Source organism: Pseudidiomarina salilacus, from assembly GCF_047323925.1.
In the GTDB taxonomy this organism is placed as follows: Bacteria; Pseudomonadota; Gammaproteobacteria; order Enterobacterales; family Alteromonadaceae; genus Pseudidiomarina; species Pseudidiomarina salilacus.
Genome location: NZ_CP178751.1, coordinates 103,999 through 129,523 on the forward strand (window position 1 = coordinate 103,999; position 25,525 = coordinate 129,523).

23 protein-coding genes are annotated in these 25,525 nt (G+C 49.1%); 16 read left to right on the plus strand and 7 right to left on the minus strand.

All coding sequences use genetic code 11. The features are described 5' to 3' along the window. Together oadA and ACJ8W9_RS00525 are read left to right on the plus strand one after the other, a co-directional pair. Nucleotides 1-1,797, plus strand: a complete 1,797-nt coding sequence (oadA, locus tag ACJ8W9_RS00520) for a sodium-extruding oxaloacetate decarboxylase subunit alpha (protein WP_411359907.1) — start codon at nt 1-3, stop codon at nt 1,795-1,797. A 5-nt stretch (nt 1,798-1,802) separates the two neighbouring features. Continuing rightward, the gene (locus ACJ8W9_RS00525) at nt 1,803-2,933 is read left to right on the plus strand and encodes a sodium ion-translocating decarboxylase subunit beta (protein WP_411357993.1); all 1,131 of its coding nucleotides are present in this window, start codon (nt 1,803-1,805) and stop codon (nt 2,931-2,933) included. A 172-nt stretch (nt 2,934-3,105) separates the two neighbouring features. Here the strand turns inward: ACJ8W9_RS00525 and ACJ8W9_RS00530 are convergent, their stop codons facing one another. Further along, nucleotides 3,106-5,133 carry a response regulator gene (locus tag ACJ8W9_RS00530; protein ID WP_411359909.1) on the minus strand — a complete coding sequence of 676 codons (2,028 nt, stop codon included), beginning with the start codon at nt 5,131-5,133 and terminating at the stop codon, nt 3,106-3,108. A gap of 164 nt (nt 5,134-5,297) precedes the next feature. On the opposite strand from ACJ8W9_RS00530, the gene gshA reads away from it, so the two are divergent. Both gshA and ACJ8W9_RS00540 read left to right on the plus strand, forming a co-directional pair. Further along, complete coding sequence (gene gshA / locus ACJ8W9_RS00535) at nt 5,298-6,905, plus strand: glutamate--cysteine ligase (protein ID WP_411359911.1); 1,608 nt, start codon at nt 5,298-5,300, stop codon at nt 6,903-6,905. Nucleotides 6,906-6,908: 3 nt separating this feature from the next. Further along, nucleotides 6,909-7,529, plus strand: coding sequence for a hypothetical protein (locus ACJ8W9_RS00540; protein WP_411357997.1), 621 nt, complete (start codon nt 6,909-6,911; stop codon nt 7,527-7,529). Nucleotides 7,530-7,544: 15 nt separating this feature from the next. Here the strand turns inward: ACJ8W9_RS00540 and ACJ8W9_RS00545 are convergent, their stop codons facing one another. Together ACJ8W9_RS00545 and ACJ8W9_RS00550 are read right to left on the minus strand one after the other, a co-directional pair. Beyond that, nucleotides 7,545-8,846, minus strand: coding sequence for an HlyC/CorC family transporter (locus ACJ8W9_RS00545; protein ID WP_411357998.1), 1,302 nt, complete (start codon nt 8,844-8,846; stop codon nt 7,545-7,547). A gap of 95 nt (nt 8,847-8,941) precedes the next feature. Further along, the gene (locus tag ACJ8W9_RS00550) at nt 8,942-9,730 is read right to left on the minus strand and encodes an inner membrane protein YpjD (RefSeq protein ID WP_411357999.1); all 789 of its coding nucleotides are present in this window, start codon (nt 9,728-9,730) and stop codon (nt 8,942-8,944) included. Between the two features lie 154 nt (nt 9,731-9,884). Between ACJ8W9_RS00550 and ffh the strand changes: the two genes are divergently transcribed. The 6 genes from ffh to tyrA all read left to right on the plus strand — a co-directional run bounded on the left by ffh (nt 9,885) and on the right by tyrA (nt 14,560). Continuing rightward, nucleotides 9,885-11,258 carry a signal recognition particle protein gene (gene ffh / locus ACJ8W9_RS00555; protein WP_411358000.1) on the plus strand — a complete coding sequence of 458 codons (1,374 nt, stop codon included), beginning with the start codon at nt 9,885-9,887 and terminating at the stop codon, nt 11,256-11,258. 106 nt (nt 11,259-11,364) lie between these two features. Continuing rightward, nucleotides 11,365-11,613, plus strand: a complete 249-nt coding sequence (gene rpsP, locus ACJ8W9_RS00560) for a 30S ribosomal protein S16 (RefSeq protein ID WP_411358001.1) — start codon at nt 11,365-11,367, stop codon at nt 11,611-11,613. 21 nt (nt 11,614-11,634) lie between these two features. Then, complete coding sequence (rimM, locus tag ACJ8W9_RS00565) at nt 11,635-12,165, plus strand: ribosome maturation factor RimM (RefSeq protein ID WP_411359914.1); 531 nt, start codon at nt 11,635-11,637, stop codon at nt 12,163-12,165. Next, complete coding sequence (gene trmD / locus ACJ8W9_RS00570) at nt 12,165-12,935, plus strand: tRNA (guanosine(37)-N1)-methyltransferase TrmD (protein WP_411358003.1); 771 nt, start codon at nt 12,165-12,167, stop codon at nt 12,933-12,935. The genes rimM and trmD overlap by 1 nt, the downstream gene beginning before the upstream one ends. 20 nt (nt 12,936-12,955) lie before the next feature. After that, nucleotides 12,956-13,315 (plus strand): 50S ribosomal protein L19, encoded by a 360-nt coding sequence (gene rplS / locus ACJ8W9_RS00575; RefSeq protein WP_034732104.1) that lies wholly within the window; start codon nt 12,956-12,958, stop codon nt 13,313-13,315. 99 nt (nt 13,316-13,414) lie between these two features. Further along, entirely contained in the window at nt 13,415-14,560 is a 1,146-nt protein-coding gene (gene tyrA / locus ACJ8W9_RS00580; RefSeq protein WP_411358004.1) for a bifunctional chorismate mutase/prephenate dehydrogenase, read from the plus strand. On the opposite strand, the gene ACJ8W9_RS00585 is transcribed toward tyrA, so the two are convergent. Then, on the minus strand, nt 14,510-14,890 hold the full coding sequence (locus tag ACJ8W9_RS00585; protein ID WP_411358005.1) for a response regulator: 381 nt from the start codon (nt 14,888-14,890) through the stop codon (nt 14,510-14,512). The two genes, tyrA and ACJ8W9_RS00585, sit on opposite strands and share 51 nt — an antisense overlap. A gap of 91 nt (nt 14,891-14,981) precedes the next feature. Between ACJ8W9_RS00585 and ACJ8W9_RS00590 the strand changes: the two genes are divergently transcribed. Continuing rightward, on the plus strand, nt 14,982-15,605 hold the full coding sequence (locus ACJ8W9_RS00590) for a cytochrome b/b6 domain-containing protein (RefSeq protein ID WP_411358006.1): 624 nt from the start codon (nt 14,982-14,984) through the stop codon (nt 15,603-15,605). 1 nt (nt 15,606) lies between these two features. Here ACJ8W9_RS00590 and ACJ8W9_RS00595 read toward each other — a convergent pair whose 3' ends face one another. Further along, a complete protein-coding gene (locus tag ACJ8W9_RS00595; RefSeq protein WP_411358007.1) occupies nt 15,607-16,071 on the minus strand; it encodes a c-type cytochrome in 465 nt (154 codons plus the stop codon). A 164-nt stretch (nt 16,072-16,235) separates the two neighbouring features. Here ACJ8W9_RS00595 and ACJ8W9_RS00600 point away from each other — a divergent pair, with 164 nt between their 5' ends. The 4 genes from ACJ8W9_RS00600 to ACJ8W9_RS00615 all read left to right on the plus strand — a co-directional run bounded on the left by ACJ8W9_RS00600 (nt 16,236) and on the right by ACJ8W9_RS00615 (nt 22,741). Then, nucleotides 16,236-19,328, plus strand: a complete 3,093-nt coding sequence (locus ACJ8W9_RS00600; RefSeq protein WP_411359918.1) for an amidohydrolase family protein — start codon at nt 16,236-16,238, stop codon at nt 19,326-19,328. A 2-nt stretch (nt 19,329-19,330) separates the two neighbouring features. After that, nucleotides 19,331-20,614: an amidohydrolase family protein gene (locus ACJ8W9_RS00605; RefSeq protein ID WP_411358009.1), complete on the plus strand. Its 1,284-nt coding sequence runs from the start codon at nt 19,331-19,333 to the stop codon at nt 20,612-20,614. A gap of 152 nt (nt 20,615-20,766) precedes the next feature. Then, the gene (locus ACJ8W9_RS00610) at nt 20,767-21,072 is read left to right on the plus strand and encodes an STAS domain-containing protein (protein ID WP_034732091.1); all 306 of its coding nucleotides are present in this window, start codon (nt 20,767-20,769) and stop codon (nt 21,070-21,072) included. Nucleotides 21,073-21,094: 22 nt separating this feature from the next. After that, nucleotides 21,095-22,741 carry a SpoIIE family protein phosphatase gene (locus ACJ8W9_RS00615; RefSeq protein WP_411358010.1) on the plus strand — a complete coding sequence of 549 codons (1,647 nt, stop codon included), beginning with the start codon at nt 21,095-21,097 and terminating at the stop codon, nt 22,739-22,741. 3 nt (nt 22,742-22,744) lie between these two features. On the opposite strand, the gene ACJ8W9_RS00620 is transcribed toward ACJ8W9_RS00615, so the two are convergent. Next, nucleotides 22,745-23,077 carry a translation initiation factor gene (locus tag ACJ8W9_RS00620; RefSeq protein ID WP_411358011.1) on the minus strand — a complete coding sequence of 111 codons (333 nt, stop codon included), beginning with the start codon at nt 23,075-23,077 and terminating at the stop codon, nt 22,745-22,747. Between the two features lie 94 nt (nt 23,078-23,171). On the opposite strand from ACJ8W9_RS00620, the gene cysB reads away from it, so the two are divergent. Beyond that, nucleotides 23,172-24,146 (plus strand): HTH-type transcriptional regulator CysB, encoded by a 975-nt coding sequence (gene cysB, locus ACJ8W9_RS00625; protein ID WP_411358012.1) that lies wholly within the window; start codon nt 23,172-23,174, stop codon nt 24,144-24,146. A gap of 2 nt (nt 24,147-24,148) precedes the next feature. On the opposite strand, the gene ACJ8W9_RS00630 is transcribed toward cysB, so the two are convergent. Continuing rightward, nucleotides 24,149-25,522 (minus strand): L-serine ammonia-lyase, encoded by a 1,374-nt coding sequence (locus ACJ8W9_RS00630; protein ID WP_411358013.1) that lies wholly within the window; start codon nt 25,520-25,522, stop codon nt 24,149-24,151. Nucleotides 25,523-25,525 lie beyond the last annotated feature (3 nt).

The following is a 25,525-nucleotide window of genomic DNA, read 5'->3' on the forward strand; positions in this document are numbered from 1 at the left end:
ATGAGTAAACCTTTGTTGTTAACCGAATTAGCCTTTCGCGACGCCCATCAGTCGTTACTAGCTACACGTTTTCGCTTAGACGATATGCTGCCAATGGCGGCCCAACTTGATGAAATGGGCTATTGGTCGATGGAGTCATGGGGCGGTGCAACCTTTGATTCATGTATTCGCTATTTGGGCGAAGACCCGTGGGAACGCATTCGCGAAATCAAAAAAGCGATGCCAAAGACACCTCAGCAAATGTTGTTGCGCGGACAAAATTTGCTCGGCTATCGTCACTATGCTGATGACGTGGTGCGACGTTTTGTTGAGCGCGCCAAAGAAAATGGTGTCGATGTGTTTCGGATTTTCGATGCCATGAACGATGTACGTAATCTCAAGACCGCTATTAAAGCGGCAAAAGAAGTAGAAGGGCACGCGCAAGGCACCATGTCCTATACGGTAAGCCCCGTCCATACTCTGGAAAAATGGGTGGCGATGGCCGAAGAGTTGGCTGATTTAGGCTGTGATTCGTTGTGTATTAAAGACATGGCTGGTTTGTTACGCCCGCAAGCGGCGCATGAGTTAATTACTGCGTTGAAAAAGGCGACCGATTTGCCAATTGCAATGCAATGTCATGCAACTACAGGCTTAAGTACAGCGACTTATCAAAAAGCGATTGATGCTGGTATCGATATGCTTGATACGGCGATTTCGCCGTTGAGCATGACCTACGGCCACACCGCAACAGAAACCATTGTGGCGATGACGGAAGGTACCGACCGCGATACGGGTATGGATCTAGAAAAATTTGCCCCAGTTGCAGACCATTTTCGTGCCGTACGTAAAAAGTATGCGCAATTTGAGGGCTCTCTTAAAGGTATTGATGCGCGTATTTTGATCGCCCAAGTACCGGGCGGCATGCTAACTAACATGGAAAATCAGCTACGCGAACAGAATGCTGCGGATAAATTTGATGACGTGCTCGCCGAAATTCCTCGAGTACGTGAAGACCTTGGTTTTATCCCATTAGTGACCCCGACGTCACAAATTGTTGGAACGCAAGCTGTGTTAAACGTGCTTAGTGGCGAGCGCTACAAGTCGATCTCTAAAGAAACGAAGGGCGTGTTACGCGGTGAGTACGGTGCCACTGCAGCGCCGGTAAATAAAGAATTACAAGCTAAAGTGCTTGAAGGTGATGAGCCTATCACTGTGCGCCCGGCGGACCTGATCGATGATGAGCTCGATAAACTTACCGCTGAGTTGCGCGAGCACGCTAGGGAAAAGTCGTTACGACTTGCCGAGAACGAAGTGGATGATGTGCTTACCTATGCACTGTTCCCGCAGATTGGTCTCAAATTCATAGCGAATCGCGACAATCCAGATGCTTTTGAACCAGTTCCAAGCGGTGATGCCGCCGCTGTAACATCACAACAGCCAGCTAAACAAGCAAAAGCCTCAACGCAGAGTGGTTCAGCTGTTTATGATGTCAAAGTGGACGGTAAAGTGTTTACGGTTGAAGTAGGTCCCTCTGGAAGTGTCAGCGCAAGCGAAATAGCTTCAGTCTCGAAGCAGGACGCGCCTGCCGAGACATCCACAGGGAATAGCGAAAGTGTGGCTGCGCCGCTTGCCGGCAATGTCTTCAAAGTGCCGGTGAAAGTAGGGCAACAAGTGGCGGAGGGTGATGTTTTAGTCATTCTAGAAGCAATGAAAATGGAAACTGATATCCGCGCAGAGCGTGCTGGCAAGATCACTGCTATTCAAGTGAGTGAAGGCGACAGCGTCAGTGTTGGCGATCCTCTCGTGAGCATGGAGTAAGCTTTATGGAACGCTGGGAAGTACTCTGGCAGAGTACCGCACTGTCTGCGTTCACGTGGGGACAGGCGGCGATGATGATAGTAGGTGCAGTTTTGCTGTACCTTGCCATCGTGAAAAAGTTTGAACCGCTACTGCTGTTACCTATCGGATTCGGCGCTGTATTGGCCAATATTCCACTGGCAGGCTTTACCGAGCCGGGCGGTATGCTCTATTACATTTACGCCGTGGGCATCGATACAGGGGTATTCCCGCTATTGATCTTCATGGGTGTCGGTGCGATGACTGATTTCGGGCCCTTATTGGCGAACCCTCGTACGCTGTTATTAGGTGCCGCTGCGCAGTTTGGTATTTTTGCGACCCTATTTGGTGCAATTGCCCTCAACGGATTGCCGGGTTTCGATTTTAGTCTCAAGGATGCCGCGGCAATCTCCATTATTGGTGGTGCCGATGGTCCAACAGCTATTTTCTTAGCCTCGAAATTAAGTCCTGATTTACTTGGTGCGATTGCAGTTGCCGCTTATTCGTACATGGCTCTAGTTCCTATTATTCAACCGCCCATTATGAAAGCGCTCACGACCAAAGCCGAACGAGCCATCAAAATGGAACAGTTGCGTCAAGTTGGGCGGCGCGAAAAAGTTTTATTTCCACTTGCAGTATTGTTATTGACGCTATTGTTTTTACCTACTGCAACACCTTTAGTCGGGATGTTCTGTTTGGGTAATTTGATGCGTGAAGCTGGAGTGGTCGATCGTCTAAGTAAAACTGCACAAAATGAATTGATTAACATCACTACTATTTTCTTGGGGTTGGCAGTCGGCTCAAAATTGAGCGCGAGTGAATTTCTGAGTGTCCAAACACTAGGTATTTTAGGCCTCGGTGCCGTTGCTTTCTCGGTGGGTACAGCCTCGGGAGTGTTGATGGCCAAATTGATGGCGCGCTTTAGTAAATCACCGATTAATCCGTTAATCGGTGCGGCAGGTGTTTCGGCAGTCCCTATGGCGGCGCGCGTGGTCAATAAAGTCGGGCTTGAAGCAAACCAAAGCAACTTCTTGTTGATGCATGCGATGGGGCCGAATGTCGCCGGCGTGCTAGGTTCAGCTGTTGCCGCTGGTATTTTGCTGGCGCTGGTTGGTTAAAACTGGCGGCCGCTGAACCAAAGCAGCAAGGTGTATATAATCGCGATGAAAACGCTGATAATAAGGATGTAGAAAAAGCCTTTGCGTCCTTGTTTCAGCGTTAAGTTGTTCGCTTGCAGGAACAGCCACCACAGTAAGCCAAGTACCAAGGGTATTAAAAATAGATAGCGGATCATGATTGCTGTTTTCGCTCCATCCAAAGTTTTAAATCAGTTGCGGCAAGCATTGCTTGCTCTAACAAGGGTGCAAGTCGGGTAATATTATCAGCGACTTGGTCAAGTTCGTTATTTTTCATTGCGCGTTCGAGTTGCGCCGCAAGCTTACCCACCCCGATTAAGCCTAAATTTGCCGCCGCGCCTTTAAGGGAATGGAAAAAGCGTCGGGCTTCTTCATGTTGACCCTTACTCAAAAAGTCGACTACGCGTTGCGGAGCTTGCTGATAACTCTCATATAACCGCGTTACTAAATTAACATACAAGTCGATATTGTGATTCAAGCGATCCATTGCTGCTTGAAAATCGATATCGTGGTGCAGCGGGTAGTTGATGCTTGGGCTGCTTTGTGTCGCGTCATCGTTGCTAGTTCCTGCATTGTTCAGATCGCGGCGACACCACTTTTGCACGGCTTGTTGCAGCATGGTCTCATCAATAGGTTTGGCGATATGGTCTTGCATACCCGCGGCGCGCGAACGCTCAACGTCTTCAGCCGCACTGTTTGCCGTCATGGCAATAATCGGTAATTGCTCGTACGAAAAGTTGGTACGAATTGCTTTTGTCGCTTGATAACCATCCATGACCGGCATTTGAATATCCATCAGGACCATGCCGTATTGGCGTTGCTCGGTGAGCGCCACGGCTTCACCGCCATGGGCGGCGACATCAACCTGCAAGCCCATATGTTCCAGCATTTCTTTAGCGATGTGTTGATTAATGTCGTTATCTTCGACTAACAACACACGGCAACCGTTGTGTGCGGTTCCTAAAGGTGCCGTTGTTTGCGGCTCTTGGCTCACAGTGAGAGCAAACACTTTCGCTAAACTGCGCAAAATTGCGTAGCTGGTGTAAGGCTTCAGCAGGTGTTCTTTAACGCCTTGTTGGCGAGCTTTTTCAATCAATTCTGCGGCATGGTAACTGGTTGCCAAAATACACTTAGGGGCATGTTCTTGCAGATTTACCTGCTCGCAGAACTCGAGCCCGGTCATGCCAGGGAGCTGCCAGTCGACAATACACGCATCTACTTGAAGTTGCTCTAGGCCCTGTAAAGCATCTTCAGCGGTCCGGAAACTATGGGTTTTAATTTGTAGGCTACGGAGCACGTCTGTGACCATTTCACGGGTGGTTAAATTGTCCTCAATCACCATGACAGTTTTATCTTTTAAGGCCGTGATCACATTATCGGGAATGCGTGTTTCAATCGGCTGTTGCAAAGGCAACTGCAGCTCGATGAAAAAGGTGGTTCCTTGGCCTGGACTACTGACGACCCCAATCCCGTGCTCGTTCATTTGCTTGACGATGCGCTGGCTGATGGCTAAACCAAGTCCAGTACCGCCGTATTTGCGGGTGGTCGAGGTATCGGCTTGAGTAAATGCTTGAAACAACCGATTGCGTTGCTGTTCATCCATGCCAATTCCGGTGTCGGTCACCGATAGGCGTAAGTAGAGATCGGTCTGGGTTTGGTCTAACTTGTTCACCGACACCACGACTTCACCGTAGTCGGTAAATTTGATGGCATTGCTGACCAGGTTGACGAGAACTTGGTTCAGCCGCAGCGGGTCACCAATTAACTTGGTCGGAATCGTGGGCGGAATGTTAATAATGAATTCAAGATTTTTATCGTGCGCACGGTAAGCAAACAAGTCTGCCAGATTACCGAGCACTTGCTCCAAATCGAAGGGGATTCTCTCAATATTAAGTTTATTGGCTTCAAGCTTCGACAGGTCTAGTAGGTCGTTAATAATACCCAAGAGGATCTTAGAGGAACCTTCGATGGATTTTAGGTAACCGCGCTGTTTATCCGATAGTTCGGTTTTCAAACAAAGTTGCGTCATTCCCAGAATGGCATTAATGGGCGTACGAATCTCATGGCTCATGTTGGCAAGAAACTCACTCTTCGCCGTATTCGCTGCTTCGGCAGCAGCAATTGCCCGTTCGAGTTCGGCAACAATGCGTTGATGATCGTCAGCGTTTGAATTCTCGGCCATTGCGCTACTTTACCTAATGAAACGTGAATTCATGATGCCACGATAGCGCTACAACGCCAAGTTATCTTAGCCGTTATAAATAGGCTGAGATCATAGACGTAGCAGCGTTTTATCAGTAAGCTTTGTCGATAACTTTTCGATTCGTTTATGAAACAGGAGCGAGTTTGCAAACTTCTTTGTTAAAGACGCTAGATGCCCTGGCAAGCCGTCAGGATGCAAACGCTGTTCGCTTGCTACAACGCGGAATTGAACGTGAATGCTTGCGGATCACTGAGACGGGTCACTTGGCCGCTACTCCGCACCCGCCGGAGTTAGGCAAAACCCTTACGCACCCGCACATCACCACTGATTATGCTGAGATGCTGTTAGAGTTTATTACCCCGGTTGCGACTGATATCCAAGTCACGCTTGACCAGTTAAGCGATATTCATAGCTACACCTACAGATACATGGGTGATGAGTTGATGTGGCCGTTGAGTATGCCCTGTGTGGTAGGCGACGCCAGTGATATTCAAATTGCGCAATATGGTGATTCGCACAGCGGCCGCATGAAAACATTGTATCGCGAGGGGTTAACGCGTCGTTATGGTGGCGCTATGCAAATCATCGCTGGCGTTCATTACAACTTCTCCGTGCCTGATGCCATGTGGCAAGCTTTAGCTGCAGACCAGCAACGACAAGTCGACGCTGAGTTTGTGTCTGAGCAATACTTCGGCATGATTCGCAATTACAAGCGCGTTTGTTGGATTATTCCCTATTTGTTTGGGGCTTCACCGGCGCTGTGCCAATCGTTCCTCAAGCACACTGATACTGATATCGAATTGAAGCCACTGGGTAAGGGCACCGTTTATCGTGAGTACGGCACCTCGCTACGCATGAGCGATTTGGGCTATACCAATAAAGAACAGGCTGACCTGCAGGTCACCTACAATTCGCTGTGCGATTATGTGCAACGCTTGCGCCGCGCGATTACTACGCCGTCACAGCGTTTTTCGGCGATTGGAGTGAAAACTGAGCAGGCTGATGGCAGCATCGATTACCAGCAGTTGAATACCAATATTTTGCAAATTGAGAACGAATTTTATTCACCGATTCGACCAAAGCGGGTCGCTAAAAATGGCGAAACACCTACCCAAGCATTGGAACGCGGCGGGGTCGAGTACATCGAAGTACGCGCGCTTGATGTCAATCCATTTAGTCCTGTCGGTATCACTGCCGAGCAAATTCGTATGCTCGATTTAGTGCTGCTGTATTGTCTATTGACGGAAAGTCCAGAGTTAGACTGGGATCGGCAGTTGGTGACTGAACGCAACTTTACTAAAGTGGTGTTGGATGGACGTAACCCACGTTTGACGCTTGATGATAATGGTTATGATCGACCCATCGCCGATTGGCTGGAAGCAATTTTTGCCGACCTACAACAGATCGCGAAGTTCTTGGACGGCGATGCGGGTAGCGCTTATCAACAAACCGTCAGTGAACACTATCCGATGGTATTGAATCCCGAACTGACCTTATCCGGGCAGCTACTGAGCATTTTGCGTGATGAAAATGTCGATAACAGCCGCTTGGGTATGCGTTTAGCAAAGGCTTATCGAACCGAACTCAGTCAGCCGCTACGCTACTTTAGTGAAGCTGATTTTGTCGCCTGGCGCGATGCCTCAATTGCTGAGCAGCAACAACGCGAACAACAAGACGCGAACACTTCCTTTGCGGCCTATCTTGATGCTTATTTTGCTAAGGCTGCAGAAGCCGGGCAGCGCGGTAGTTAAGTAATGGGGTTGGCGGTGAAACCTGTAGTTCTTGCAGCAAGTCTTGTGGTGTTAGCGGGATGTGCTTCGGCGCCGCCTGAGCAGCCCGAAGACTTGTGCGAAATCTTCTATGAAAAGCGTGATTGGTATGACGCCGCAGCGGACATGCGTGAGCGTTGGGGCGTGCCCATTCAAATTCCTATGGCCATCATGTATCAAGAAAGCTCGTTTAAACATGATGCGGTGCCGCCCCGCGATTATTTACTGTGGATCATTCCTTGGGGACGGGTGAGTAGTGCGTATGGTTATTCGCAAGCGAAAACACCTACTTGGGACGACTATGAACGCGAAACCGGCAACAGCTGGGCTTCCCGTGACTCGTTCGAAGATGCGATTGATTTTATGGGCTGGTTCATAGACAAAAGCCACCGAGTTAACGGTGTCTCCAAATGGGATGCCTACGCCCTTTATTTGAATTATCACGAGGGCTGGACCGGCTATCAACGCGGCACATACCAATCCAAAGCCTGGCTCAAGCGTACCGCGCAACGAGTAAAGGAGCGCTCCGGACGCTATGGCGCGCAGCTACGACAATGTGAGGATGACTTGCAGAAAGGCTGGCTGTGGCGATTATTTTTTGAGTAAACCGAACTTATTTACTTAATCGAACAGATTTTGCTGTTCTAAATGACGCGATTCGAAGGGCAAGAAGCGTACCTGTTTGACCATACTCTCACTGCTCTCGATGATTTCTAGCGCATAACCATCGATGCGCATGCACATCGGCTGTTGTGGAATATCGCCAAACAGTTCAATAATCAGGCCACTGACAGTTTTCGGACCATCGGTGGGCAGCTCCCAGTTCAACTCTTTGTTAAGATCACGCAGGTTGGCATTGCCCTCAACTAGCAACGAGCCGTCATCTTGGGGCTTTACCAAGTCACTCGGGGCGGGGGTAATGCTGGTCGTAAAATCACCTACGATCTCTTCCAAGATGTCTTCTAAGGTTACCAGCCCCTGAATGTCGCCATACTCATCGACAACGAGGCCAATGCGCTCTTTATTGTGCTGGAACTTCAATAATTGCACGTTCAGCGGCGTACCTTCCGGAATATAATAGATTTCGCGGGCGGCGCGAATCAATTCAGCTTTGTCCGTGTCACTATTGGTTTTAGTGACAATTTGCATAATGTCACGGGCATGTAAAAAGCCAATGGCGTCGTCAATCTCACCCCGATACAACAACAAACGCGTGTACTGTGCTTGTGATAGCTGTTTAATAATGGACTTAAAATCATTCTGCACGTCGATGCCGCTGATTTCAGAACGCGGGATCATCACATCTTCTACGGTAACCTTTTCAAGATCCAAAATACTTAGCAGCATATCTTGGTGACTGCTTGGAATCATTGATTGCGCTTCGTTGACTACGGTGCGTAGTTCTTCCGAACTTAATGCGGCATGGCCTAATGTGGTATTCGGATTTACGCCGATGATGCGCATAAAGCCATTGGTAATAAAATTAACACCGACGACAACCGGATAGGCGATGGTCAACAAGGGTTTTAAAATAAATGAGCTCGGAAAAGCAACACGCTCCGGATGCAACGCAGCGATAGTTTTTGGCGTTACCTCAGAAAAAATAAGTACCAAAATGGTGAGTCCGAAGGTCGCAATGGCAATACCGGCATCACCAAACCAGCGAATACACAACACTGTAGCAATCGCTGAAGCAGCGATATTGACCAAATTGTTACCAATAAGAATCAGGCCAATTAAGCGGTCCGGACGGTCCAACAGGTACTGCACACGTTTGGCACCGGCATGGTTTTGTTGCGCTAGGTGGCGCAGGCGATAGCGATTGATCGACATCATGCCGGTTTCAGACCCTGAAAAATACGCCGATAGAAGAAGTAATAGACCCAAGATAATAAGTAGGGTCGACGTCGCTATCTCGTCCAAGAAGTGTACCTATGATTTATACATGAGTGCCTAATTTAATCAGATGGTCTGACAAGTCAAGCGTTGCAAGCAGAATTGCTGATTTAGATAACCTATCAGCCCAATAAAACATCGCGCACGAAACGGCTACCGAAATAGCCAAGACTGAGAACAACGCTCGCGACCACGCTTAGGATCACCAGACCACGTCCGCGCACTTGCCAAATACCATGTGCCAACACCACCACTAGATACAGCGCAGCAGCTAGTGTGCTGAGTATAGTTTTGTGTGCTTGGCCCTGCGCAAACATGTTTTCTAGAAACACAAAACCACTGCCAAGCGCGATAAACAATAGTAACGTACCTGCACTAATGAGTCGGAAAAAGTAACGTTCGACCACCATCAAAGGTGGGAGGTAACTGGTGAGCGCATTTACCCGATGATTTTTCAACAGGTAGCTTAAATACAAGAGTTGCACAGCGTATAAGGTCGCTAGCATGAGAATTGCATAAGCGACGAGACTGAGGACAATATGAATCACCAAACCGTGGGAATTGGCAATGCTGGCACCCCAGTCTGCCGGGCTGGCGATGAGAATGACACAGCTGACCGCAGCAAACACGTAAATGACTGGGCGCAAAATAAGGCCGCTATTGCGCTTGACGCGTACCAACGAAAACAGTGCTAACAAGAAGGCTACGCTGCTTAAACTGCTGGCGACATTCAGATGATCGAAGGCATCTGCGGCTAAATGTTGCCACAGCAGAAAACCATGCAATGCTACAGCTGCTACCGCCACCCACCAACTAGTGGCATGGGTCGCTCCGGTGCTGCTTAGCTGACGCCACAGCAATATTGCACTGGTAAGGTACAGCAATAATGTGAGACTAAGTAAAACCAGCATGTAAAGTCCTGTATTCGCAAGCGTTAACCAAGGCAAGGACAATCAGTATATGCATTGTCGCAAGGAAACCCAATAGGATCAGGAAACTTTGCTTGAATTACGATATAATCGGCGCCAGATCATATACAGCTAGCTGTTAAATGGATAATCACTGATGTTTGAGAATCTTAGCGAACGTCTCTCGCAGTCGTTGAAAAATATTACCGGTCGTGGGCGTTTAACCGACGACAATATCAAAGACACTTTACGTGAAGTGCGCATGGCTCTGCTTGAAGCTGACGTAGCTTTACCTGTGGTCCGTGATTTTATTGCGCGAGTGAAAGAGCGTGCGGTCGGCACTGAAGTCAATAAGAGCCTAACGCCTGGGCAAGTATTCCTGAAAATTGTCCAGCAGGAACTCGAGCGGGCCATGGGCGACGGTAACGTCCCACTCGATTTAGCTACCCAGCCGCCGGCAGTTATTCTGATGGCTGGTTTACAGGGTGCTGGTAAAACCACCAGCGTCGGTAAATTGGCGCGCTATTTGCGTGAAAAGCAAAAGAAAAAAGTGCTAGTGGTTTCCGCTGACGTTTATCGTCCGGCGGCCATCAAACAGCTAGAAACGCTCGCCAGTGAAGTCGAGGTCGAATTCTTTCCGTCGAGCACTGAGCAACGGCCGGTAGATATTGCCAATGCGGCTATCAGCCATGCACGCAAGAAATTTATCGATGTGGTGCTGGTAGATACCGCTGGTCGCCAAGCTATCGATGAAGCGATGATGGCGGAAATCAAGGAGTTACACGCGGCCATTAAGCCGGTGGAAACGCTCTTTGTCGTCGATGCGATGACCGGTCAAGATGCCGCAAATACCGCCAAAGCGTTTAGCGAAGCTTTACCTTTGACCGGTGTGGTGCTGACCAAAACTGATGGTGATGCGCGCGGCGGTGCGGCGCTATCGATTCGTCACATCACCGGCAAGCCAATAAAATTCTTGGGCGTTGGTGAGAAAAACACTGCGCTCGAGCCGTTCCATCCAGAACGCGTAGCGTCGCGGATTTTGGGCATGGGCGACGTGCTGTCGCTGATCGATGAATTAGAGCAAAAAGTCGATCGCGCAAAAGCTGAAAAAGTTGCGAAGAAGGTAATGAAAGAAGGCAAGTTCTCACTCGAGGACTTCCGTGAGCAGCTGGCGCAAATGCGCGAGATGGGCGGCATGATGGGGCTGATGGATAAGCTCCCGGGCATGGGCAAAATGACCAGCCAAATGAAAGGTCAAATGGATGACAAAATGACGGTGCGTATGGAAGCTATTATTAGTTCGATGACACCTAAAGAGCGTGAATTCCCTGATTTAATCAAGGGTTCGCGCAAACGTCGTATCGCTGCTGGCTCTGGCACCCAGGTGCAAGACGTCAATCGCTTGCTGAAGCAATTTATGCAAATGCAAAAGATGATGAAGAAAATGAAAGGCGGCGGTATGGCAAAAATGATGCGTAGTCTCGGTGGCATGGGTGGCAAATTACCCCCGGGGATGTTCCCCAAAGGCTAGAGAATACTTGCATTGAGCAGAAAAATCGGTAGAATTGCCGAGCCCTTCGACCCCGGTCGGAGGATTTTCTATTTACTTAACATTAAAAACTGTATCGAGGAACGTAATGGTAACCATTCGTTTACAACGTGGTGGCGCGAAAAAGCGTCCATTCTACCAGATGGTAGTGACCGACAGTCGCAATGCCCGCGACGGTCGTTTCATTGAAAATGTAGGTTTCTTCAACCCGATCGCTCGCGGTCAAGAAGAAAAACTACGTGTTGATTTGGCTCGTGTTGATCATTGGATTGGTCAAGGCGCAACCGTTTCTGAGCGCGTAGCGAAACTTGTTAAAGATGCGCGTAGCGCAGCTTAATTGACGTAAGTTTGGGTAACGATGACGCAGACTCCTGAAATCGTAGTGTTGGGCCAATTAGGCGCAGTTTACGGCGTAAAAGGTTGGCTGAAAGTTCAAAGTTACACCGATGACGTTGAAGCCATATTTGATTACCACCCTTGGCAAATTCGCAAACAGGGTAAAACGCAAACAGTTAAAGTCGAGGAATGGCGTCGACACAATAAAGGACTGATTGCCAAATTGGTTGGAATCGATGATCGTGATGCAGCTCATTTATTAACGGGCGCAGATATCGAAATTCAAGCTGACCAGTTACCAGAATTGCCAGAGGATGAGTTTTACTGGCGCGATTTGATTGGTATGACCGTAGTGAATACTGAAGGTTATAACATGGGAGTCGTAGACCAGTTGATGGCCACAGCATCGAATGATGTGATGGTGGTGAAAGCGAACAGCAACGACGCATTTGGTCGATTAGAACGTTTGATTCCGTTTATTCAGAGTCAATACATTCAAACGGTCGACAGAGAAAACAAACGCATCGTTGTCGATTGGCCCTCGGATTTTTAATGGCTGAACAGCTACAGGTTGGCGTGATTACGCTGTTTCCTGAAATGTTTCAAGCGATTACCGAGCATGGTGTGACAGCGCGGGCTGTACGCGACGGATTATTGAGCATTCAGTTGATTAATCCCCGCGACTTTACCCACGATAAACATCGCACTGTGGATGACCGTCCTTACGGGGGCGGACCTGGAATGCTGATGATGGTGCAACCGCTGACTGATGCGATTGCAGCAGCCAAGCAACAGGTAGGGGCCGACGCCAAGGTGATTTATTTATCACCGCAGGGTCGCAAACTTGATCATGTTGGCGTGAGTGAACTCGCTGAACGTGACAAGTTCATCTTAATCGCCGGTCGCTATGAAGGCATCGATGAGCGAGTCATTGCTCGACATGTTGATGAAGAATGGTCGATTGGAGATTACGTGTTAAGTGGTGGCGAGTTGCCGGCAATGGTCATGATTGACAGTGTCGCGCGGTTAGTCCCTGGAGTGTTAGGGCATCATGCCTCAGCTGATGAAGATTCGTTTGCTGATGGCTTACTAGATTGTCCACACTACACACGACCAGAAGTGTTAGATGGTGAGGCGGTACCGCCGGTGTTGTTAAGCGGTAACCATGAACAAATTAGACGCTGGCGTTTGCAACAGTCGCTTGGGCGAACTTGGTTGCGACGTCCAGAATTGTTAAATAACCTAGCTCTGACTGACGAACAGCGTCAGCTACTCGATGAATTTATTCATCAGTATCAGGCCGACGCAGACGCGGGTAGTTAATCTAGGCAAGTGAGGCTAACATGGCAAAAGTAAGTCAGAATTTGATCAAAGCGATCGAAGACGAACAAATGAAAAAAGACCTTCCGGACTATGCTCCGGGCGATACAGTGGTCGTTAATGTTAAGGTAGTTGAAGGTAACCGTGAGCGTCTTCAGGCATTTGAAGGTGTGGTTATCGCGAAACGTAACCGTGGTTTGCATTCTTCATTCACGGTTCGTAAAGTGTCAAACGGTGAAGGCGTTGAGCGTACATTCCAAGCGCACAGCCCACTGATCGACAGCATCACAGTGAAGCGTAAAGGTGCGGTACGTCGTGCTAAGCTTTACTACCTCCGTGAGCGTTCAGGTAAATCTGCACGTATCCGCGAGAAGCTGTCTTAAGCATCACGCACTTGAAAAAACCCGCCAATGGCGGGTTTTTTTATGCCTAAAATCAGGCACAATGGGTTTAGCACATCTTTCAAGTAGTAGGACACAATCATGACAGTAGACAGCCAAGCAAGATTACAGCAATTACGTGAAGCCATTGATGAAACAGATAACGCGTTGCTGCAACTGCTCTACCGTCGTCGTCAACTTGCTGCAGAAGTAGGGGTGGTCAAACGTCACCTCGGCCAACCCTTATTTGTGCCTGAACGTGAAGCGTTATTGATTGAAGCTCGGCGGCAAGAGGCGCAGCAATTGGGCCTTTCTCCCGATCTGATTGAAGACGTATTGCGGCGTGTTATACGGGAGTCGTATTTGCAGCAGCAAGCGGCTGACGTTCATCTTGAAGATAAAGTGATTGTTGTCGTTGGCGGTGCGGGCGCACTTGGTGGTTTGTTCGCTGAACGTTTTGCTGAAGCTGGCGCTAACGTGCGCGTGCTCGACCGAGATGATTGGGACCGTGCCGAGACCCTTTGTGAAGGTGCTGATCTTGTCTTGGTCAGCGTGCCCATTGCCCTTACCGACACTGTGATTGAGCGCTTGCCTAAATTGCCCGAGCATTGCATTTTGGCCGATGTCACGAGTATCAAGAGTAAGCCACTACAGCAGATGCTCAAACAGCACACAGGGCCGGTCGTGGGGTTGCACCCGATGTTTGGCCCGCAAGTCGCAACCCTTGCCAAACAACTTATTGTGGTGACAGCAGGTCGTGCGGCAGCGGAATATCAATGGCTATTGGATACTTTGAAGCGTTGGGGGGCACAGCTCTATGAAACATCAGCCGAACGTCACGATGATGCCATGGGCTTCATCCAGGTGATGCGTCACCTCTCGACCTTTGTGTACGGCGCGCATTTGGCGAATGAGCGTGCGGATTTACAAGAGTTGCTCGATCTGAGCTCGCCGATTTATCGGCTTGAACTGATGATGGTCGGCCGGTTGTTTGCTCAAAACGCCGAATTGTACGCCGATATTATCCTTGCCCACCCAGAAAATTTCGCCATGATGCGCCGTTATATAGCCACTTTTGACGCCGTTTTACAGCAGTTGGAAAGTGGAGATAAACAAGCATTTATTGAAAAATTTGCCAAAGTTAGCGCTTATTTCGGCGAATTTTCTCAGAAATTCCTCGAAGATAGCCAACGTTTGTTAGCGAGCGCTGGCGATTCGCATCAACTCAGCCAAGTCGCTCGGAGCTAATGGTTTTTGCAGTAGATGATTGATACCGGCGGCTTGACACTCAGCCTCATAGTCAGCCGGTGGATTACCTGACACCATGGCGGTAAGTGGTGTGTCATCACCCAATTCAGCGTGTACCTTACAATAAAGCTGCACACCGTTAAAATCGGGTAGTTGATGATCAAGTAGAACTAACTGTGGGCGTTGTTGCATGATCAAGTCAAGTGCTTCGCCTCCAGACTCGGCAGTTAGGATGTCTGCCTCTTGAAAATGGCTTAGCATTGCGCGCATGACTTCAAGTGAAATAAAATCATCGTCGACAATCAACACTTTAACGCGTTTGTCTGTCATATCTACCTCCAAATCTCAATACGTTGTAAGATATCAGAGCCAACGTTGTTTTACGAATAACGAATAACGAATAACGAATCACGGAGTCGTCATGAAGATTTGGGACAGTTTTGTACGTGGCTATCATTGGCTACTCGTCATCGGTATCGCTGGACTCTGGTGGACTGCTGACCAAGGCATGATGGATTGGCACATGCGCATCGCCTTTGCCGTCGGCGGTTTGCTGCTAACTCGCTTTATATGGGCGTTGGTAGGTAGTGAGAATGCGCGCTTTAGCTCTTTTGTACGCGGCCCGGGCGAAGTTGTACAGCATCTCAAGCATTTGCGAAAGCGCGATTACCAACCGCAAAATACCCATAACGCTGCGGGTGGTTGGGCGGTGTTGCTGATGTGGCTGCTGATTGCTTTTCAAGTGGGCACCGGGCTATTCACGACCGACGAAATATTCTTCTCTGGCCCGCTCGCTTCGTTGGTAAGTAGCGACATACAAGGGCAATTAAGTGACTTGCACGAGATTAACTTTAACGTGCTATTAACCGTTATTGCGTTGCATGTTGTGGCGATTTTCGTGTACCGACTTAAGGGCATCAATTTGCTGAGCGCGATGGTGCACGGCAAACGTGATAATGTTAGCCAGCCACGATTGGTGAATGCGTTGTGGGCATGGGCGCTAGCGATTGTTGTGATCGCCAGCACCTATTATTTTTGGTGGTAGTTTAATCTTTGTACTGATCGTGGCAGCCTTTGCAATTTTTAGCTGCGGTCATAAACGCACCACGAATTTCGCCCTGGTCACCAGACTCAGCGGCTGCTAGCAAATTGCGGGCGTCAGCTTGCAGTTGCTCAGAACGCTCTTGGAAGTCATCCCAATTATCCCAGATAGCAGGCAGGGCGTCGGTGTTGTTGCCTGGCATCGCGCCCTCATGGCTAAAGCCCGACCAAGGTACTGCGGTCATGTTGGCGAACACTTCTGCGCGCTCAGTAAAGATCGTTAAATCAAATGGCATATCACCTTTGATCATGTCACCCATGTAGGCAAAATTGTTTTGCATCACTGAGAACGCTTTTTGGCGGTACTCAACAGCTTTATCGGCATCGTTAAATGCATGCTGGGCAACAACACTTGCACTAGACACGGCAACAGCCGTTAAAACGGCAACTTTTATAGACTTCAAAAACATCGTTTAGACTCCTTGTAGTGGATGCTATTAAGATAATACAACGCTTCAACGAGATAACTACGCTGTTTATCCCTTATTAGATTGCGTTCACCTAATCTCTCGCCTTAATGTACGCTAGAACGGTAAGTTTTGTAAAAACATAACAATCTAGAAAGGGGACGCCGATGATTAGCAGTAACCGCCTCAGCAAGTTGGCGGTAGCGATGTGTGCAGCGCTGCCAGCGCTTGCTTCTGCATCGCAGACCACAACTGTGCAAGGGTTGCATGACAACTCATCTGATTATGTCGCGCTGCAAAACGCGACCATCGTTACTGAGCCTGGTCGAGCATTAGAAAATGCCACGCTAGTGATTCGCAACGGTAAAATCGAACGCATTAACGAAAACAACCGTGCGCCAGATGGTGCACGGGTAATCGATGTGTCCGGTCATACAATTTATCCAGGGTTTATTGACGCCTATAGTAATTATGGTGTTGCGCAGCCTGAGAAAGCTCAGCGTGGACCTTGGTTCTCGACACGTCCGCAATATAACAACAAACGTGAAGGCGGGAATGCGAGTAACGACGCTATCCATGCCCATGAAACTTGGGTAGACACTGCGGCCAGCGATAGTAAAACAGCTGAAAGCTACATTCAGCAGGGTTTTACCGCAGTGCAAAGCGCACGTTTAGACGGTGTATTCCAAGGCCAAGCGGTGACGCTATCACTGGCTGATAAAATTGCTAACGATGTGATTTATCGCGCACAGGCACAGCACTTTGGTTCTTTTGATAAAGGCAGCTCACAACAGCAATACCCGAACTCATTGATGGGCTCGATTGCGTTGATTCGACAAACCTTGTCGGATGCCCAATGGTATGAACAAGCTTATGGTAAAGATGCCTACCAAGGCAGCCCAGTTGAATATAACGCTGCCCTGGCCGAGCTTGGCCCCATTGAGCAAGAAGGTATTGTTTTCAAAGTAAACGATGATAAATCATTATTGCGCGCTCAAGCAGTGTTTAGCGAGTTTGATGTACCAGTAACCTATGTCGGTTCAAATTACGAATACGCGCGTTTGGCTGCGGTAAAAGCAACCAATGCGAAGTTGATTCTGCCACTAGATTTTCCTGCTGCGCCAGAGGTGTCTGGAGTCACCGACAGTCTAGACGTTGACTTAGCCGATTTACGCCATTGGGAACGCGCTCCAGGCAACGCTGCCGCGCTTGCGAGTGCCGACATCGACTTCTCGTTTACGTTGCACCAGTTACAAAAAGCCGGTGATTTTTGGCCAAACTTGCGTAAAGCCGTGCAACATGGCCTAGACAAAGATCGTGCTTTAGCTGCACTGACAACAATTCCTGCGCAAATCGCGGGTGTCAGTGACAAAGCTGGCAAGATTGCCCCTGGTTACATGGCTGACTTTGTGATTGCCGAGGGTGACTTGTTCACTGATGGCACCATTAAATCAGTGTGGTTACAGGGTCACGAAAAAGAACTCGCACCGTTGCGCCAGGCTGACTTCAATGGCAGCATCGCGGCGGACATTGCTGGCCAAAGCGTAACCTTTGAGCTCAAGGGCGATGATCGCGTTGGCGGCGAGGTTAAAGTCGGTGACAACAGTAGCAAGTTGCGCAGTGCACGCCGTGACGAGGGGAGTCTTTCTTTCGTTGCCAACGCTAACCTAAATGGTGATGACGGCGTTTGGCGCTTCCAATTAGAACAGACTGCTGAGCAAAGTTTTGCCGGTGTTGCCATAGGTCCAAACGGCAATGAGGTGCGCTTCAACGGCACACGTTCGGAGACAACTGCAGAGAGCGCGGTTACTGAAAATAACCCAGCTGAAATGGCTGAGTACGTCAGTCGTCTAACCTATCCGAATGTTGCTTACGGTCATGATGGCTTGCCAGAGCGTCAAAACGTGCACATTAAGAATGCGACGGTGTGGACAGCAGATGAAGCCGGTGTTTTAGAAAATACCGACATTTTGATTCGTGACGGTGAGTTCTATCGCATTGGTGAAGATCTACGCACGCCATCAGGTTATACCGTGATTGATGGTACGGGTATGCATGTGACCCCAGGGATTATCGACGAGCACTCGCATATTGCCATCGATCAGGGCGTGAACGAAGCTTCAGAAGCTATTACTTCGGAAGTTCGTATCGGTGATGTAGTCAACCCTGACGACATTCACATTTATCGTTCACTCGCTGGCGGTACCACCATGGCGCAATTGCTGCATGGTTCAGCGAACCCGATTGGCGGTCAAGCACAGGTTATCAAACTGCGCTGGGGTGCGACTGCAGATCAAATGAAATTTGATGCAGCGCCACCATCGATTAAGTTTGCGCTTGGTGAAAACGTCAAACAAAGCCGCTATCCATCTTGGTTAAGTTCGCGTTATCCGCAAACTCGGATGGGTGTTGAAACCTTGATGCGTGATGGCTTTACTGCGGCACTTGAGTATCGTGCAGCACAAGAAGCCTACAGTAAATTGAGCCGCAGTGAGCGGGAGAAAGTTGCCGCGCCGCGTCCTGATTACCGGTTGAACACTTTGCTCGAGATCCTCGACAAAGAACGCTTTGTGCATGCTCATAGCTACGTGCAATCAGAAATTCTGATGCTATTACGTTTAGCTGAAGACTTTGACTTCACCTTGACCACGTTCACGCACATCCTTGAAGGTTACAAAGTGGCGTCGGAAATGGCGAAACATGGCGCCGGCGGTTCTTCGTTTGCCGATTGGTGGGCCTACAAATTCGAAGTCTACGATGCGATTCCGCAGAATGCGTGTTTGATGGCGGAGAAAGGCGTCCTTACGTCGATTAACTCCGACAGTAATGACTTACAGCGTCGTTTGAATACCGAAGCGGCAAAATCAGTTACTTACTGTGGCATGTCAGAACACGAAGCGTTACAGATGGTCACTTTAAACCCTGCTAAGCAGCTTAAGATTGATCAGTACGTTGGCAGTATCAAAGAGGGCAAACATGCCGACTTTGTGCTGTGGAATAACCACCCACTGAGTTCTTATGCTCGGGTTGAACAAACGTGGATCAACGCCCGTAATTTCTTTAACCGTGAACGTGATGAACAACTGCGTGCTGAGCTGCAAAGCGAGAAGCAAGCCTTGATTCAGAAAGTATTGGCTGACCCCGCAGCACAAAATGGCGCTGCTAACGGTTACAAACGTGAACAACCAGCGTGGCATTGTGATACTGAACACGACACCTGGTTAGGCACCTTCACTGCACACGCCCACGGAGGACACTAATCATGAAAAAGCTAGTATTAGCAGCGATGGCTGCCACCGTGACGCTCAGTGCGGCAGCCCACGACATCGTACCTGGTGAAGCACAGCAACACCCCATAGTGTTGCAAGGTGGAACCTTATTTACCATTACTGACGGCGTTAAAGCAGATACAGACTTACTGTTGCTAGACGGAAAAATCAGTGCTATTGGTCAAGATCTCGAAGTACCCAGTAATGCACAGGTGATCGACGTGAGTGGTAAGCACATTTACCCAAGCGTTATCGCTTTAGACACTACCTTGGGCTTGACCGAAATTGAAGCCGTTCGTGCGACTGAAGATAGCAATGAAGCCGGCGATATCACCCCTGAAGTCAGTGGTCACGTTGCGTTTAACCCAGACTCAGAAGTGATTCCGACGATCCGCTATAACGGTGTCACCCATGCGCAAATCGTCCCACAAGGCGAGCTCATTGCCGGACGCTCAAGTTTGCTACAACTTGATGGCTGGACCTATGAAGACATGGGCGAACGCCTCAATGTAGGTGTGCATGTGAACTGGCCGCGCGTTGGTATCAGCACCTCTTGGTGGGAAAGTCGTTCACCAGAGGAACAACGCAAAGCTAACGCTGAAGCTCGCAAGAACCTTGAGCGCGCATTTGTGCAAGCGAAAGCCTATTACGATGCCAAGCAAGCGGGTGAGTTAGAAGGTACCGACTTACGTTGGGAAGCAATGCTCGGCTTGTTCGACGGCTCGTCGACCTTGTTTGTTCATGCCAATGATCAACGGCAAATTGAAGAAGCAATGGAGCTTACTAGCGAATACGGCTTTAATTGGGTGTTAATGGGCGCGCGTGACGCGTGGCGCATTGCTGAGCAATTGGCCAACGCCGAGGTGCGGGTGGTTTATGGTGCGCCTTATGGCCTACCTACGCGTCACGATGAAGGCTTCGACCAAGCTTTCGCTACACCAGCGGCTTTAGCTGCGGCAGGCGTAGACTTCGCAATTAGCTACCCAGGTTATTGGGACGTGCGGAACTTACCTTTTGCTGCGGGTAACGCAGTTGCCTATGGACTCGATAAGGATGCTGCCTTAGAAGCCATTACTTTAGCTCCAGCGAAGTTTATGGGTGTCGACAACGTGGTAGGTTCCTTGGAAGTTGGCAAGCAGGCGACCGTAGTGGTGTCTGCAGGTGACTTACTTGACCCGATTGGACAGAAAGTTGAGATGATGTTTATTGAAGGCCGTTTAGTCGACCTAAACAATCGCCATCTGCAACTCTATAACAAGTATAAGCAAAAGCCTTAAGGCATTTGTTAACAAAAAGGCCGATGTGAAAACATCGGCTTTTTTCTTTGTGTTTTCGTGTAAATATACGCGCAAACGCTTGTGTTTCTTGAGTTCTGTTGGCACTATCTACACGACTCTAATCTAATAATAACAACTGAAGTAGGTGCGTAATGTCGGTAATCCGTCATTTATCGAACGATGGTAAAGAGCTAACTATCTCTATTCATGGGAAGTTTGACTTTAATCTGGTCAATGACTTCCGCCGCGCATACAGCTCCATTGGTGATGAGAAACCATTGGTCTACATTGATCTACGTGAAACGGAATATTTAGATAGCTCAGCGCTAGGGATGCTGCTAAACATGCGCAAAGCGCTTAGTGACAACGTTCGCGGTATTCACATCATCAATTGTCGCCCTGAAGTAAAAAACATTTTAGACATCTCGCGCTTCGATAAATTATTTACTATCGAATAGCACGCCACTTGAGGCAAGGCATATGCTGAAGCCGTCACAACAATACGTAATCGATGTTTATCATGACGATAGCGCTATGGCTCATGCGCTGGTGTCGACGATTCAGCAATTGCGTCTCACCAAACGTATTCGCGAACACGCCATAGAGCGTTGGCATGCGCAGTTACAGCCTACCCATGCAACCCTTGTTGTGACCGAACAGCCAACCCTTGAACTCTTGGTGGCGCTCAGTTGTCCGCAACAGTTATTGGTCATTCCGCAAACCTATGAGTTTCCTCGCCATCGGCATTGGCAGGGTGATTACCTGCGTTGGCCCGCGCGTGTACCCGAATTGATGCATCGCTTGCAACTCACGGTTAGCAACTTCAATATGCAACGCCAATTGGGTGCTGTGCGCGAAAGTTTGGTTTGGCATACCCAGCGTGTCGAGCGCGAATATGAACTTATCGAGCACATTTTTCGTAACGCACTGAGCCGCAATTTTCTTGAATACCAGCACATTCGAACCTTGGTTGCGCCAGCGGCAAAATTTAATGGTGACCTTTGCTTAGTAGCACCCGGACCCTTGGGTAATCTTTATGTGATGTTAGCTGATTTCACGGGGCATGGGTTGGCTCCAGCAACCGGCGCACTGCCGCTTTCGCAAGCATTTTTTGCGATGGCCGATCGCAGTGTCGCGATCGCCGAAATGGTGACCGAGTTTAATTATCGGCTTCATCATTTATTACCCCATGAAATGTTCTGTGCCTGTATTGTGTTGGAGCTTTCTGCTAACGGTGAGCGGCTAAGTTACTGGAACGGAGGCATGCCGCCGGCCATTGTGTATTCCACTACTGGAGAAATTAAGCATCAATTACATGCGCAGCACTTGGCTCTTGGAGTGTTGAGTAACGACGAGTTCGACCAACAAGTCTCGACTATCAAAACAGCAAGTACTGACTGTATTGCCTTGTACACCGATGGCGTGATTGAAATGCTCGGGCAGAATCGTGAGTTTTTTGGCTTGGACGCGTTGCAAGCGCTGCTACAGAAGTACCCGAACCCTACACAATTTGAGCAACTGGTTGCTAGTTTAGAGAAGTTTCGTGGTACCCAACCGCTGCAGGATGATCTATCACTGGCAGTGTTGCAGTGCTGCCCGACCGGCCTTGCGTTACCTGAGGTGCAAACTGAATTACAATCGTTACCTTTCAGATTTGCGACAGAGCTGCATCCAGTCGACCTGCAAAGGGTCGACGTAGTAAGCACCATTGTTGGTCTGTTAAGTCGCTTGCCAGCGCTGCATGGGCATCGTACGACGCTCTATTTGCTGCTGGCTGAGGTCTACAATAATGCGCTTGAACATGGTTTGTTGGGGCTTGATTCGCGCATGAAGAACGATCCAGAAGGCTTTGCTTATTATTATCAATTGCGCGCTGAGCGCCTCGCGGCCTTAACTTCGGGCAGTGTCACTATTGCCCTGACTTATGATCATAGTCGCCATTATTTGACTTGTTGCGTGCGCAATAGCGGAGCGTCTTGGCAGTTACCGGAGCAGTTAGGAACTGTTGATCAAAGTCAGCCGTACGGACGAGGCCTCGAATTATTACAGCAACTTGCGGAGCGGCTTGAATGGCGGGATGAAGGACGCGAAATTGAGTTCGGTTATCAGTTACCACCCCGTTTGTAGTGCTCAGCCACCAGCAAGTTTAACTTTAAAACCCTGTTGCTCTAAGAATTGTTGCGCGGCGCTCCGTTGGTCACCCTGTAATTCAATAGTGCCGTTTTTGATACTGCCACCGACACCACAACTTTTGCGTAACTGTTGCGCATAGTCGCGCAATAAATTTTCCTGTTGCGGTAAGTCGAAGATCACGGTAACACCTTTGCCTTTGCGCCCTTTGGTCTGGCGTTGGATACGCACCACTTGGCTTTTATCAATCTGTACTGCTTCCGATGCGGTTTCAGCGGTGGTTTCATTGGCGCGAAAACCAAGATTTTGTAATTGTTCAGATAAGCTTGACACAAAAACCTCGTGATTTACTCTTGGAATAAATAAGCAACGTGTTATATATTTTTCGAATAAGTAATCGAAACGACTTCACCGAACGAGTGTCCTAATGAAATTACAGCAACTACGCTATATCGTCGAAGTATTAAATCATAATCTCAATGTTTCAGCGACAGCTGAAAGCTTATTTACCTCGCAGCCGGGAATAAGTAAGCAAGTGAGAATGCTCGAAGACGAATTAGGCATTCAAGTTTTTGAACGTAGTGGCAAGCATCTCACTCAGGTGACGCCAGCTGGGCAAGAAGTGATAGCCATTGCGCGTGACATTCTCGCACAAGTCGACGGTATTAAAGCGGTTGCTAGTGAACACACGCAACCGGATCAAGGTAAGCTCCATATTGCCACCACACACACCCAAGCGCGCTATGCACTACCAAGTAAAATAAAGCTATTTATGGAGCGCTATCCGAAAGTCTCATTGCATATGCATCAAGGCTCACCTGAAGCTATTAGTGCCGCTGCAGCAAAAGGTAAAGCGGACTTCGCGATTGCAACAGAGGCGCTGCATCTCTATCAAGATTTAATCATGCTGCCTTGCTACCACTGGAATCGTTCGATCATTGTGCCTCGTGGGCACGCGTTGGCGGCTGAGAGTAAAGTGAGCATCGAAGCGCTAGGTGCGCAACCCATTGTCACCTACGTGCATGGCTTTACGGGACGTTCTGAACTCGATAAAGCGTTTAGTCAGGCGGGTATTGAACCTAATGTGGTGTTCACGGCGACGGATGCTGATGTAATCAAGACCTATGTACGCGCAGGGCTTGGCGTTGGTGTCGTTGCCACTATGGCGTATGATTCGAGCGTCGATAGTGACCTCGTCGCATTACCAGCAGAACACTTGTTTGCGCCAAGTACCACTAAGATTGGTTTTCGTCGCGGCACCTTTTTGCGTGGGTACATGTACGACTTCATTGAAACCTTTGCGCCACATTTGACCAAGCCAAAAGTAGAAGAGGCGATGCAACAGCGCACGCAGGACGCTGTCGATCACCTCTTTAAAGATTTTGAATTACCGTTGCTGTAGTTTTAGCACTCGATAATATTGACCGCGAGACCGCCTCGTGCGGTTTCTTTATATTTCGTTTTCATATCGTTGCCGGTATCCCACATGGTCTTGATGACCTTATCCAGCGATACTTTGTGGTCACCGCTGCCACGTAAAGCCAGACGCGCGGCGTTAATGGCCTTGATGGCACCCATAGCGTTGCGCTCAATACAGGGCACTTGTACGAGACCACCAACTGGGTCACACGTGAGACCGAGGTTGTGTTCCATGCCGATCTCAGCAGCGTTTTCAACGTTACTTACGTTGCCGCCCATCAATTCAGCGAGCGCTCCTGCGGCCATGGAGCAGGCGACACCCACTTCGCCTTGGCAACCAACTTCGGCACCACTGATCGATGCGTTTTTCTTATAAAGAATACCGATAGCAGCAGACGTTAATAAAAATCGTACGACGGTTTCTTCGTCGAGTGGCGCAATAAACTTATCGGCATATTTCATCACCGCTGGAATGATGCCAGCGGCACCATTGGTGGGCGCTGTAACGACCCGACCACCCGCTGCGTTCTCTTCGTTCACGGCGAGCGCAAATAGGTCGACCCAGTCCATGGTTTGCATGGGGTCAGCCGAGCGCTCATTCTTCAGGCGCTGGTATAGACCTGGCGCACGACGCCGTACTTTAAGTCCGCCGGGTAGAATACCTTCGGTTTTGATGCCGCGGTCAATACATTCATCCATGGTGCGCCAGATATGCATAAGGCCGGCACGAATATCGGCTTCACTGCGGAATACTTTCTCGTTGGCCAGCATTAACGAACTAATGCGCATGCCATGCTCGTTACATAACTCGAGCATTTCCGCTGCACTATCAAAAGGATAGGGGATGGGTTTCGACGATTGTTCGATGGCTTCTTCGAGGGTGTCGTCAAAGTCGGCATCGCGCACGATAAAGCCACCACCGATAGAGTAATAAAGGTCTTTGAAAATCACCTCATCACCATGGTAGAGCTTGAGCTCCATCGCATTGGCATGACGGGGCATGGTTTTGCGACGGTGGAAAGTAATGGCGCCTTCACGCGGAAACTTGATTTCGTGATCGCCCAACAACTTCAAGCGTTGAGATTTTTCGGTTTCCGTTAAAAACTCATCTACCTTGGTGGTGTCGACGGTTTCCGGCTGCTCGCCGGCAAGCCCTAAAATAACGGCCTTACCGGTGCCATGGCCTTTGCCAGTTTGACCGAGTGAACCAAACAATTCGACTTTGATGCCAGTGGCTTTGGTTAACCCCACAGCTTTGTCGGCAGCATGCAAAAATTCGTAAGCCGCGCGCATCGGGCCAACGGTATGTGAGCTTGAAGGGCCAATGCCTACTTTGTAGATATCGAAAACACTAATCATAAA